Genomic DNA, 11,788 nt, shown 5'->3' with positions numbered 1-11,788 from the left:
ATCTCGTTAAAAAAACGTTCTGGAGTACTGATCGGTATGTAAATTCAGTTAGTTAAGTACTGTTACGGAAATGAAACTTAAATCCCCGTCATATTTTGGCGAAGGGGTCTCTAATTGATTGGAGTCGATTTAATAAAGAATGGTGAAGGAAACAAAAAAGCCCTTGGGAACATTCTCGACCAAGGGCTGGATCAAAATAAGACGAAACTAAAGTGAGACTATTTGCGAGTAGCTTTTTTTGCTGCCTTGCGAACTGTTTTCTTGGTCGTTTTAGCAGGGCGTTTAGGAGCTGCTTTTTTAGCGGTTTTTGCCGCGCCTTTTTTTGCCGTCATTGTTTTTTTGAACAATGCTTTTTCCAACTTCGCTTTTTGTACGATCGCTTTTTTCTTAGCTACCTGGATGTTCTTCTCCAAAGCATCAGCGGACTTTTTGATTTTGCTGATTGTGCTGCTGACTTCTTTTTCAAGCTTTTCTTCAGAAGCGCTTAGGATTTTGACGATCTCTTGGTATTTCTGCCAAGCTTGTTCGACTTTTTGTTCTTTAGTTTTGTCGAATTTGCCTTTCAGATCACCTTCGCGTTTTTTGATTTCTTCACTCAAAGTCTGGAAGTTTTCAAGAAGGCTTTGTACGTTCTTGTTCTTTGAAAGATTGTTCAACATTTTTTGGAATGATGCAGATGACATAATAGTCTCCTTTCAAGAGCTCGGAAATCACTTTACACCCGTGACTTCCGAATTAAAAGACTTGAACTGTTATTTTGACGTAAAACTGAAAGTATCCAGCCAAACTTCACGGTTTGAAGAAAACTTGCCCGGGAATTTTTCTAGAGCTTTTTCTCGAAGTTCCATGGCTTTCTCGGAAATATAGGACTTGATATGGTCCTCGTCCTTCACTTTAAACACAATACGCAATTCCTTGGCAGAGGACTCCATTGCGCCACCTTTGCGCAGGCAAAGATCAGCACTGATGAAACCTGGAACAGTCAGGATATCCGCAATGTGTTCATTTTTAAGCCATTCAACGTACTCATTGTAAGCTTCGTATTGCACAGTTGTTTGTACGATATAAGTAACCATCTAAAATCTCCTAAAGAGTAAATTTAAAATCTTTGATCAAAAAGCCCGGCAGTTTTTTTCCACCCCAGGCGCGAGAGCTGTACGTATCAACCGAAGGATCGATGTCCTGGAAGTTCGTAACTGCCAAAAGGTTCTCACCCAGGCAGTCAAACAAGCTCTCATCCCAGCGCATGTCTGCGATAGGAGCGACGATTTCGCCATTCTCAACCCAGAAGCAAGCATAACGAGTCATACCAGTGATACGCGCCGTGGGACGGTCTGACCAGTTCAAGTAGTGAAGGTTAGAAAGGTAAACACCTGTTCCAAGCTCCTTCAAAATATCTTCCTTAGCCAAAGTTCCCGGCAGGATTTCCAAAGCGCGAGGGCCTTCACTTGGGCCTGCCAGGTTTCCTTCAACGCCGTACTCTTTCGCGGTGCCTGATGAAATCAAGAATGTCTTAAGCTGACCTTGATTGATCAAGTCCACTTTCTCTGGGGAAACTTCACCCAATGAATTGAACGGGGGAGTAAGCCCTGTCGAGAAATTTTCGCGCATCGAGAAAAGCGGCGAGAATGATTTTTCTTTATCCGCCAGTTTTTGCAGAGGACTGCTACCTTGTTTGTAAGCGCTGTAGCTCATCGCACTCCAGGAAAACATCGAAGCCATTTCAGCCACCGCTGCTGGAGCCAGGTAAACTTTGTAAGGCCCAGGAGGCAAAACTTTTTTCGGACGATCCATCAGCTTTAGCTGATTCTTATTTTGCGCCAGATTTGCCGCGTATTCATTTTGATTCCACTCAGTCCCAGCGTAAGTGCCTTTCACAGCCTTCTCGCCCATGTACAGTGAGTAATCGATAAAGAAGGAGTCCGTCGCAAAGAAATGATTTTGCCCCGCAGAGTTACGGCTCGCCGATACGCGAGGCCCCGCGCAGTAAATTCCTGCAAGGTCAGAACCCGAAGCTGGAGCAATCAGTTTTTCAAACATCTCTTCGTGCGAAAGCAGGCTGCCTTTGATGTAGTTACTGCTGGTACCGTTGTTACGCATTGGAACTTGTTTTGGATCTTCCGGCAAAAGTTCACACTCTTTGCGAGCCATCTCTAGAATTTCCAAAGCGCGAGCCTTGTCCAGGTCTGCCACACCCGTAATTTCAAAAGTGATGCGGGCAGTACGCTGGTTTTTTTGAAACTGCAGGCTGATCGTGCGTTGCTCAACGTGTGTGTTCTGACGAACTTTATTGTTATTGATACGAACGAAGACCGAGTCTTCGGCGTTCAAATTGATATTCGCCTCTTCGCCTGATTGCAGTTTTGCGAAGATTTGGTCAGCAATGGCATTGAATGTTTTTTGCGTTGTTTCGATAAAGTTCATATTACGCTCCAAACACTTCCATACCACCGAACAGGCAGTAAGGCGTTGTGTGACCGACACGGATCACCTGGTTAGGTTCACCTTTACCGCAGAACGGGGAGCCGTAAGTTTCACGGTTCTCGCTGACCGCTTTCAAAGAGTTCCAGTACTTCACGGTCGTTCCGCGATAGTTTGGATTTTTCAAAGTTTTAGTGATCTTGCCGTTTTCAATCATTTGCGCGTATTCGCAACCGAATTGGAATTTGTTACGGTAATCATCGATCGACCAGGATTTATTCGCGTGCATGAAGACACCACGCTCAACCGAGGCGATCATATCTGAAAGCTTGGATGTGCCTGGCTCAAGGTTGATGTTTGCCATACGATCAATCGGCGCGCGATTCCAGCTCGAAGAGCGGGAGTTTGCAACACCAGGGAGGCTTAAGCGCGCTTGCGACTCAAGGCTGCCTAAACCGCGCAGAAGAACGCCGTCTTTGATCAAGTATTCTTTTGTCGCTTTGTTACCGGCATCGTCAAACGCATAGGAAGCCATCGCATCTGGAACTGTTGGATCGAATGTCACGTTCATCAATTTTGAACCGTATTGAAGTTTGCCGAAATCTTCAGGCTTCACAAAACTCCAGCCTGCATAATTTCTTTCATCACCCAGGATACGATCGTATTCAAGCGGGTGACCGATAGACTCATGCACTTGCAATGTCATTTGGTCTGGAGCAATTAAAAGATCCAAAGTTTCTGAAGGGCAGTTTTCAGCAGTCAAAAGCTCAAGTGCCTGTTCACCGATAACTTTCGCACGTTCCAAAATAGACGCGCGATCAAAAACTTCCGCACCGATTTGGTTACAACGAGCAAGCCCGCCGTTTTCAGAACGCTGCTGAACTTCACCTGCATCCATCGCTGTTGCATTAAAGTCCGTGGAAACGATAGAAAACTTTTGGTGAACATCAGAGCCATGCGTGCTGACAACCGTGAATTCAGATTCAATGATCATCGCCATCGCAATACGGTTGATGATCTTGTCAGAAACTTTCATCGCACGAGTCGCATCGATGAAAAGATCCGTGATTTCCTTCGCCGAGTAAGAATCCATCGCACGAACCACCGGAGAAGAATAGCGACCTTGCGCCACCGGTCTTTGCAAAACAGAAAAGTCATGTACTTTAAAAGAAGAAGCCTGGCGAGCCATCAAAGTCGCTTTGTCAAAAGCACGCTTCACGCCTTCAGAGGTTAGATCGCTAGTTCCTGCATAACCGAAATGACCATTAACAAGAACCTCAACCATCAATCCATTATCAAAGCTGATATCACTGTTTTCGAATTGTTCGTTACGGATCACGCGCCACGTGGTTTTCTCGGAAACCAATCTTAACTGAGCCCATTCAACGGAGCCCTTCAGACTATTTAGCGCTTTATGCAAATCAAGCATCGTATTCTCCTCGGAAAGTTCACCTCCCAAATACCTTCCGCCAGAGTTAAAAACAACCCTTAATGCTTGTTTTTGTTCAATATTCCCAAAACTTTTGCAGGAAAAACTTCAGTTCTCCTCTTATTGAGTTGCTTAAATGGCGAGCAGTCCAAACAGAGGAGGTTCCTGGTGCACTTTCAGAGTAGGAATTTCAATTCCAAGCCGCGATTCGTCTCTGGTGCATGTTGGCCCTGTTTTTAAAAGTGCCGTCGGTGACGGAATTCGAAATTTGCGAACGGAATTTCAATGTGCCTTCACACAAACATCAAATCTCGGTGTCAAACTGACCAAATATGCTTGGCAAGAAGTTTGCTCTAGGTAAAGGGCAAGAGATTCCCAGAGCCAATCAGGGCAATGGGGGAAGGGAGAAACCATGAGAATTCTTTTAGCAGTAGGAACTACTTTATTTTTGACGATGATGGCTAGCTGGGCGCCAGCAGCGGTGACAGTTGAAAAATCAAACTGTGCATTGAGTAGCGAAGGAATTTATCAGGGTTTCTGGGTAAAACACCGGATCACCGTTGGGGATCAGGTCCTTTACGGAGCCGATAACCTGGAAGAAATCTCTGCAGAACTTGGCAGCCTTCGTACTCAAGGTCTTTGCCAGTAATTGCGCTCGTTGATAACGCACTCTTGCTACCAAAAGTGTGTCCGTACCTTTAATCTGCAGGAACTTTGGACCGAAATACTTTTTTGAATCAGCATTGGAGTGCCTATCCGGCGATGCCCGCAGAAGCGAAAGCGGCGGGCCGAATTTATCGCATCGAACGCGAAAATGGCGAGTTGGAGCTGACTCTGATTCGCGACCAGTCTGAGCAGATTATCTCTTTTGAAAAAGCCCCTAAGAACACTGAGTTTTTAATCGAAGGCGACATTGTAGCCATTGTTTCCGCGACAGAAGTGATCTTACTTGCTCCAAATAAATCGGAATTACCGAAACGCACGTTTAACAAAGACATTCTGGAAAAATGGAATCGCTACGTGGAAGAGGTTCGTCACTTTTTCCGTCGTCAGGGATTCTTGGAAGTGAAAACGCCCTCGTTGGTGGTCTGTCCTGGAACAGAGCCGGCCTTGGACGTGTTTGCGACAGAACTCAAAGTGGGTTCTCGCAAAGAAAAGTTATATCTGCCAACCAGTCCGGAGCTTCATTTGAAAAAAGCCCTGGCATTGGGTGCAGAAAAGATTTTTGAAATCGCACCGTGTTTCCGTAACGGTGAAGTGACCGAACGCCATCAGCCCGAATTTTCCATGCTGGAATGGTATCGTGCCTATGACAATCTAACCTCGATTAAGCAGGATGTGATCAATCTGGTCCAGCATCTGGTGAAAGTGTTGAAATTCCAACCGCCAAGACAAATTCTGAGTTACTCGGTTGCAGAGCTTTTTAAAATCCACTGCGGATTTGATCTGACTCCGGAAACAACCAAAGCGGAATTGAAAGATTTGGCTCATAAGTTAAGTGTCGATGTGCACAGTGCAGAAAGTATCGACGACTATTTCTTTTTGATCTTCATGGACAAAATTGAATCCCAACTGCATGGCGAGGATTTGATTTTCGTTGAAAAGTATCCACCGTATCAGGCAGCACTTGCTCGTCTGACAAATGATGGTTGGGGCGATCGCTTTGAGGCTTATTGGCAGGGGCTGGAACTTTGCAATGCGTTCCATGAATTGAACGATCCATTGATACAAAGACAGCGTTCCGAGGAAGATCTGCAAAAAAAACAGGAATCCCACAAGGAAATGATCTCTTTAGATGCGGAATTTTTCCAATGTTTGGATGCGGGATTGCCACCAAGTGGTGGGATCGCTTTAGGTGTCGAGAGACTATTTATGGCACTTCACGGGATTAAAAAGATTTCGGATATTTACGTTTTTCCAAAGTAGATCAGCCGCATTGCCGGAATAAAAGGTGCTTCCGCAAGGCGCCGTGGACTCGTCTCCGCGGGATTTTTAGTCCCATCCTTGGTCCTGGCTAGTTACCTAGCTAAGGGGACAAACAGAAACGTTCCGGAGGTAAGATTTTATCTTGTTACAGCAGTTCTTTGATTATTTTGATCAACGCCAAAACAATACTTAAAATCTGCTTAATAAGTTTTAAAGTCTGCCGATAAGAACAATGCGTGTTGTTCATTCGGACCTCCTTCACTAAATCGGAAGTGAGTCCGTCCAAAAGGCGACCTTGCGAAAGCAAGAGTCGCTTTTGCATTTTTTTGGCCTGCTGAAATAAAAAAAGGGACCGTGTGGTCCCTTTTTCATTCGCTGGCAGAGTGAAATTTATTCTTTGCCGCCGTTGATGTCTTCTTTAAGTTCTTTACCAACTTTGAAGAATGGCAGTTTCTTTTCATCAACGTTGATGATTTCACCAGTACGCGGATTGCGACCTTTGTAGGCACCATACTGACGATTAACGAATGAACCAAAACCACGGATCTCGATACGGTCATCACGCATCAATGCTTCAACCATAGAGTCGAAGATTGTATTCACAACGGTCTCTGCTTTTACGCGAGTGATACCTGCTTTTTCAGAGATCAAATTAATCAAATCCGCTTTAGTCATCGTCCAGATCCTCTAGAACATAAAGTATTGATAACACTCCCGATTATACAGAGTGTGTGGGGGCTGACTACCACTTTTCAATGATTTAACTCATTGCTTCTTATACATTCCAGTGTTGAGAAGGATTTTACGGTAGGCATCAATGACGGCCTGGACCATTTTTCCGGTATCAAACAGGTCTGTGACGCGCTGACGCGCTCTTTCACCGATTTCGTCCGCAGGCATGGTGCCCGAAAAGATCTCTACCAACAGGTTTGAGATGGAATCCACGTCAGCCGGGCGAAGTAAGAATCCGTCGCGGCCGTCCTCGATAATATTAGCGATCGGGGAGACTTCGGACCCCATAACCACCTTTTTCTGAGCCATGGCTTCCAAAGTTGAGGGTTCAAAACCAGTACTGCGGGAACCCATATTGATAAAGACATCGCCCAAAACGATGTAATCTTCAAGTTCTGCGGCAGGGATGGCTCCCGCCAAAATCACCCGGTTACCCAATGCCAGGTTTAAAACCTGATATTCGATATCTTTAAATTTCGGTCCGTTACCCACCACGATCAGATAGCTGTTCGGTTTTTTTATCGCGACTTTTTCAAAGGCCTGAAGCAGAGGTATCAACTCATTCGCATCGGTCATATCGTTAATCGTAACAGCGATGTGGGAGTTTTCCGGCAGTTCAAGTTTTGCGCGAAGCTCAAGCGACTTTTCTTTCGGAGTTAAGTCTCCCAAGTCGATTCCGTACGGAACCGTGTACGTGTGAAAATCCGGATACAGATAATATCTTTCCAAGATGATTCGCTGCTGGGGATTGGTCACGAAAATTCCATCGGCCGTGGAAAGCAACTGGCGATCACCACCGTAATACGTCGTCAAAAATTTATAAGCAGTCGCAAGTCCCGTGGTCAGAATACTTGGCAGAGTTTCCTGCTTCATCGCCAGGATCGCAAAAAGTTGTGACATTTGCGTCGCTTCCACGTCATAGGCCATGGCGATTTTCAAATCGTCTTTGCGATTGCCGATGCGGTAGCCGGATTTATCGATACTGTGAACGATGTGAAACGGAGTTTCGCGGTGAAGCTGCATAAACTTCTGGCGAACCGCCATCTGGAAACGCAAATGCGCCAGATTCTTTTCGCCCTCGTTTAGATAAAATACGCGAACGCCATCGCGGGTGATTTCAGGCTTTTTTAACGGAGAGTTCGCGGAAATAACCGTGACCTTGTGGCCTTCGCGCGCAAGTCCGCGGGCAATGGGCCACAGAAAGCCATGATCAGTTGCCCGACTTAAAATCGGAAAACGATGGGACGTCAGGCAAATGTTAAGGCTTTCTGGCAACGCAGATTTTTTGGCGAACATGAATTCAGGTTAAAAGACTATCGGGCAGATGCCAAGGCCCGATTATACAGACGGTTTAATTCATTCATCGAGGAATCAACAATGTGACTGCTTTGTGCCCAATCTTCCGTTAGAGCCTGGGGAAGCTTGAAGCTGGAACGGGTTAAGAGCTTATCCAATTCTTTTTGCAGGCTTTGGAAGTTTAGAACCCAGCAGTTTACTGTGTTTTTCCAAAGATCGGCATGCAGACTGGTTTGTTTTGAATCCAAGATCAAAGTCGACTGGGCCTGAATCGCCCGCAGGTAATATTCAGTCATTTCTGGCGGAGTAAACTGCTGTCCTGCCATCACGAAGGCGGTACTTTTTGCCAAAAGTATTTTTGAAAGCTGCGGAGAGATCGTGCCGGTAACAATCCAGCGGTCGGCACATGCATTTTTCTCCATCCAATTTGCAAACTGTTTTCTTTCACGCAAAGACCAATGGGAATACGTTCCCCACAAGATGACTTTGTGTTTGCGAGCCAGCATCAGCAGGCTTTGAAAGCGATCTGATTCTGGTTTGAAACGACCTTCGCGAAATGGAAGAACGAAATATTCCTGGGAGTGCAGATTCGCCAGCAGCGAAGACTCGGATTCATCCAATTCTTCAACTGATTGCGGGCTGTTTTTAAAATTTAAAGCCGGGGGTAAAATGCCGCGTCCCTGTTGGGTCGAGCGAACATTCAGTCCGCGCAGTTGCGCCAAAGATTCAACTGTCGGGAAGGTGATGATGTCACTTTCCTCGACCAGATAGCGAACCGGATTGGTTTTTTTAAGACCGCGTTTGATATGTAAAAGAGTCGTCGTTAAAACACAGTTCGGGTGGGATTTTGCATAAGTCGACAAAATTACCTGAGCCGCATTCATACGATCATCATCCAATACCAGATGCAGGATATGTGGTTGCATCCCGAAAAGACCCGGAATGATTTTAAGGCCTTCAAGCACAGACCATTTTTTAAAATAGCCCATGTATTCAATGCCGTTGGTGTTTTCTGGGGGGATATCGCCATGACTGGTCAGAATGGTCACATCATGTTGTTGGGAGCGTAAAGCTTGAGCCAACTGCCAGGTTGTGCCGTTTGAATTTTTACTGACTAGTATTATTTTGGCCATTCAAGTCCCAAGGCTTTGTAGATTCTGTTTAGAATCTTACGATTGGCTTCAGGGATATTGCGGTGTTTTAGTTCTTCCGGATGTATCCACTCAAGCATCATATGATGTTTGGCGCGCGGTTCGCCCTTCCAATATAGGATTTCATAAAACAATATGAGAATCCCTACATCTCCGTAGGAATGAGTGCAAGCCAGCTTTAATTCGCCAACTTCAGCTTGAATACCAAGCTCCTCGTCGAGTTCGCGGGCCAGTGCCTGTTCTGGTGTCTCACCACTTTCGATTTTTCCACCGGGAAATTCCCATTGCCCCGCTAAGGAATTGTTCTCGGGGCGCTGGCCGACCAAGATCTTTCCGTCTTTGCGCAGAAATCCTGCGACGACGGGAATCCAATGTCCTTTACGGATTTTGGTTTTTCTTGGTTTTAGGGCAACGCTATCTTCCGACATTCTTCCTTCTTGCTGCGACATCATGGAAAAAACTGGGTCCATGAAAAACAAGTGCAGAATAAATTTGAACAAGATCTGCGCCCATTTGCAATCTTTCAAAGACATCTTCAGGGGTTAAGACGCCCCCAGCGCTGACTAAGAGCATTCCTTCGCGCTTTTTGCCTAAAGTTTGAACAGCAATTTGTAGTGCGCGTTGCGAAAGATCCTTTAGGGGAGCTCCCGAAAGCCCACCTTCATTTGGAAATAAGCAACCCGTCGGGCGCGAAAGTGTTGTGTTGGTTAACACGAAGCCATCGACACCCAATTCCTGGCAATTTGAAATCGCTTCGGCCAAACCATCTTCGTGCATGTCGGGGCTAAGTTTAACCAGGACCGGTGTCGGTTCAAAGTGCGAGACCCGATCCAGGATTGGTTTAAGCAACGCTCCCAGGTTTTCTTTCTTTTGCAATTCTCGTAAGCCCTGCGTGTTGGGGCTTGAAATGTTAACGACGAAAGCGTCAGCCCAAGGGCGAAGTTTATCCACCAGTTCCAGGTAATCTTTCACGGCGTGATCGTTCGGTGTCTGGCGATTTTTACCGATATTTACAAAAACCGGAGTTCTAAAGTTCGGAGCATAAGAGGCAAGATTATAAAACACTTCATCTGCGCCGTGGCTGGGAAAGCCCATCTTATTCCACATCGCGGTCAGTCTCATATCGCGGTCCATGATTTTACCAGGATTCGCTTTTTGAGGTTGCGGAGTGACGGTGCCGACCTCGACAAAACCACAACCCAACCTCCACCAGTCACTCAGATGTTCACCGTCTTTATCCACGCCACCGGCAATTCCCAGGGGATTTGCAAAGTGCATGTTTCTCCAGGTGAAGGAGTTCCAGCGCGGAGTTTTTTTACCGTACAGGTAGGACAAAGCGGGTAGGGCATAGCCATTGATATCGTGAGCAAGTTTTGGTGGAAGTAAAAGCCAAGGACGCATAAGTAGACTCCAGCAAATTGAACTAAAAAAGGCAAAAAAAAAGGTGGGTTTGAAACCCACCTTTTCGTTTTAACGAGGGTACAAACCTCTTAGAAGCATCGCTTTCTCAAGACGTTGAACCGAAACTGCCATCGCAGCAGATCTCATATCAACATTCTTTTCTTGTGCCATAGCGTAACCTTTGTCGAAAGCTTTAGTGATAAGAACTTTCAACTTAGAGTTAACTTCGTCTTCATCCCAGAACAACGCCATCGTGTCTTGAACCCATTCAAAGTAAGAAACGATTACGCCGCCGCCGTTAGCGATAACGTCTGGAGCGATGAATACGCCACGTTTAGAAAGAATTTTTGTAGCTGCATTCGTGATAGGACCGTTCGCACCTTCAACGATGATTTTCGCCTGAATTTTTTCAGCGTTGTGAGTGTCGATTTGGTTCTCAAGAGCGCACGGGAACAAAGCATCACATTTAACTTCAAGCAAGTCTTCGTTGCTGATTGGTGTTGCTTTTGGATAGCCCTTCAAGAATTTGTGAGCTTTGATGTACTCAAGTACTTCAGGGATATCTAGACCGTCACCGTTGAAGATACCACCGGAAACGTCAGAAACCGCAACGATACGAGCACCGCGGTCATGAGCAAATTTTGCTGCGAATGAACCTACGTTACCGAAACCCTGGATCGCGATAGTGGAACCTTTCATGTTCATTTTGCAAACTTCGAAAGCTTTCTCTGCAACGTAAACAACGCCCAAACCTGTAGCGTGGTTACGACCCAAAGAGCCGCCGATTTCAACTGGTTTACCAGTTACAACACCCGGTTGTGCAAAGCCACCTTGCTCTTGAGAGTAAGTGTCCATGAACCAAGCCATAGTTTGTGGATCAGTGCCCACGTCTGGAGCGGGAATATCTTTAGTTGGTCCAACGAATGGGCCAATTTCAGAAGCATAACGACGAGTTAGATTTTGTTTTTCAGTGCGCGACAATTTAGTTGGATCAACAGTGATACCACCTTTTGCGCCACCCAATGGAAGACCAAGAACAGAGTTCTTGAATGTCATCAAAGCTGCAAGACCAACAACTTCCTGAAGATCTACGTTTTGGTGATAACGGATACCGCCCTTGTAGGGGCCTAGAGTTGGAGAGTATTGTACACGGTAGCCTGTGAATACTTTCACAGAGTAGTCGTCCATACGTACAGGAACGGAAACAGTGATACAACGACGTGGACGCTTTAGACGCTCAAGAACGTTTGGGTCACAGTTAATAATTTTTGCGGATTCATCTAGAGTCTGGATAGCGTTGCGGAACAAAGGCCCGTCATATAAGGGCTCAATCTTATGGTCCATGTTATTGTGTCTCCTTAAAAATACACCGTCGCAGTTTAATGAAGTAAATACTCAGTGTCACTCGGGAAAAATAGCAGATGACTCGGTG

12 protein-coding genes are annotated in these 11,788 nt (G+C 45.8%); 2 read left to right on the top strand and 10 right to left on the bottom strand.

What is annotated here, in order from left to right; genetic code table 11:
* Window positions 1–218: 218 nt before the first annotated feature.
* The 4 genes from ACLWNV_RS15030 to ACLWNV_RS15015 form a co-directional block, all read right to left on the bottom strand.
* Window positions 219–683 carry an actin-binding protein gene (locus tag ACLWNV_RS15030; RefSeq protein ID WP_413585258.1) on the bottom strand — a complete coding sequence of 155 codons (465 nt, stop codon included), beginning with the start codon at window positions 681–683 and terminating at the stop codon, window positions 219–221.
* Between the two features lie 69 nt (window positions 684–752).
* Entirely contained in the window at window positions 753–1,076 is a 324-nt protein-coding gene (locus ACLWNV_RS15025; RefSeq protein ID WP_413585257.1) for a DUF4286 family protein, read from the bottom strand.
* Window positions 1,077–1,086: 10 nt separating this feature from the next.
* Window positions 1,087–2,424 carry a TldD/PmbA family protein gene (locus tag ACLWNV_RS15020; RefSeq protein ID WP_413585256.1) on the bottom strand — a complete coding sequence of 446 codons (1,338 nt, stop codon included), beginning with the start codon at window positions 2,422–2,424 and terminating at the stop codon, window positions 1,087–1,089.
* Window position 2,425: 1 nt separating this feature from the next.
* Complete coding sequence (locus ACLWNV_RS15015; protein WP_413585255.1) at window positions 2,426–3,850, bottom strand: TldD/PmbA family protein; 1,425 nt, start codon at window positions 3,848–3,850, stop codon at window positions 2,426–2,428.
* A gap of 412 nt (window positions 3,851–4,262) precedes the next feature.
* On the opposite strand from ACLWNV_RS15015, the gene ACLWNV_RS15010 reads away from it, so the two are divergent.
* Together ACLWNV_RS15010 and epmA are read left to right on the top strand one after the other, a co-directional pair.
* Window positions 4,263–4,499 (top strand): hypothetical protein, encoded by a 237-nt coding sequence (locus tag ACLWNV_RS15010; RefSeq protein WP_413585254.1) that lies wholly within the window; start codon window positions 4,263–4,265, stop codon window positions 4,497–4,499.
* Between the two features lie 83 nt (window positions 4,500–4,582).
* Complete coding sequence (gene epmA / locus ACLWNV_RS15005) at window positions 4,583–5,776, top strand: EF-P lysine aminoacylase EpmA (RefSeq protein WP_413585253.1); 1,194 nt, start codon at window positions 4,583–4,585, stop codon at window positions 5,774–5,776.
* A gap of 390 nt (window positions 5,777–6,166) precedes the next feature.
* Here epmA and ACLWNV_RS15000 read toward each other — a convergent pair whose 3' ends face one another.
* The 6 genes from ACLWNV_RS15000 to ACLWNV_RS14975 form a co-directional block, all read right to left on the bottom strand.
* Window positions 6,167–6,451: an HU family DNA-binding protein gene (locus tag ACLWNV_RS15000; RefSeq protein ID WP_340596109.1), complete on the bottom strand. Its 285-nt coding sequence runs from the start codon at window positions 6,449–6,451 to the stop codon at window positions 6,167–6,169.
* 90 nt (window positions 6,452–6,541) lie between these two features.
* A complete protein-coding gene (locus tag ACLWNV_RS14995) occupies window positions 6,542–7,804 on the bottom strand; it encodes a glycosyltransferase family 4 protein (protein WP_413585252.1) in 1,263 nt (420 codons plus the stop codon).
* Window positions 7,805–7,821: 17 nt separating this feature from the next.
* Window positions 7,822–8,937 (bottom strand): hypothetical protein, encoded by a 1,116-nt coding sequence (locus ACLWNV_RS14990; protein WP_413585251.1) that lies wholly within the window; start codon window positions 8,935–8,937, stop codon window positions 7,822–7,824.
* Window positions 8,925–9,383 carry an 8-oxo-dGTP diphosphatase MutT gene (mutT, locus tag ACLWNV_RS14985; protein WP_413585250.1) on the bottom strand — a complete coding sequence of 153 codons (459 nt, stop codon included), beginning with the start codon at window positions 9,381–9,383 and terminating at the stop codon, window positions 8,925–8,927. The genes ACLWNV_RS14990 and mutT overlap by 13 nt, the downstream gene beginning before the upstream one ends.
* A complete protein-coding gene (locus ACLWNV_RS14980) occupies window positions 9,370–10,356 on the bottom strand; it encodes a quinone-dependent dihydroorotate dehydrogenase (protein ID WP_413585249.1) in 987 nt (328 codons plus the stop codon). The genes mutT and ACLWNV_RS14980 overlap by 14 nt, the downstream gene beginning before the upstream one ends.
* A gap of 69 nt (window positions 10,357–10,425) precedes the next feature.
* Window positions 10,426–11,700, bottom strand: a complete 1,275-nt coding sequence (locus ACLWNV_RS14975; protein ID WP_413585248.1) for a Glu/Leu/Phe/Val family dehydrogenase — start codon at window positions 11,698–11,700, stop codon at window positions 10,426–10,428.
* Between the last annotated feature and the right edge of the window lie 88 nt (window positions 11,701–11,788).

The organism is Bdellovibrio sp. HCB274 (assembly GCF_047306075.1).
In the GTDB taxonomy this organism is placed as follows: Bacteria; Bdellovibrionota; Bdellovibrionia; order Bdellovibrionales; family Bdellovibrionaceae; genus Bdellovibrio.
This window is presented reverse-complemented; position numbering and strand designations above follow the sequence as displayed.

Coding starts and splice junctions, on each gene's coding strand:
- ACLWNV_RS15015 (WP_413585255.1), bottom strand. CDS start 3,850: ATGCTTGATTTGCATAAAGCGCTAAATAGTCTGAAGGGCTCCGTTGAA.
- ACLWNV_RS15000 (WP_340596109.1), bottom strand. CDS start 6,451: ATGACTAAAGCGGATTTGATTAATTTGATCTCTGAAAAAGCAGGTATC.
- mutT (WP_413585250.1), bottom strand. CDS start 9,383: ATGTCGGAAGATAGCGTTGCCCTAAAACCAAGAAAAACCAAAATCCGT.
- ACLWNV_RS14980 (WP_413585249.1), bottom strand. CDS start 10,356: ATGCGTCCTTGGCTTTTACTTCCACCAAAACTTGCTCACGATATCAAT.
- ACLWNV_RS14975 (WP_413585248.1), bottom strand. CDS start 11,700: ATGGACCATAAGATTGAGCCCTTATATGACGGGCCTTTGTTCCGCAAC.
- ACLWNV_RS15025 (WP_413585257.1), bottom strand. CDS start 1,076: ATGGTTACTTATATCGTACAAACAACTGTGCAATACGAAGCTTACAAT.
- ACLWNV_RS14995 (WP_413585252.1), bottom strand. CDS start 7,804: ATGTTCGCCAAAAAATCTGCGTTGCCAGAAAGCCTTAACATTTGCCTG.
- ACLWNV_RS14990 (WP_413585251.1), bottom strand. CDS start 8,937: ATGGCCAAAATAATACTAGTCAGTAAAAATTCAAACGGCACAACCTGG.
- ACLWNV_RS15030 (WP_413585258.1), bottom strand. CDS start 683: ATGTCATCTGCATCATTCCAAAAAATGTTGAACAATCTTTCAAAGAAC.
- ACLWNV_RS15020 (WP_413585256.1), bottom strand. CDS start 2,424: ATGAACTTTATCGAAACAACGCAAAAAACATTCAATGCCATTGCTGAC.
- ACLWNV_RS15010 (WP_413585254.1), top strand. CDS start 4,263: ATGAGAATTCTTTTAGCAGTAGGAACTACTTTATTTTTGACGATGATG.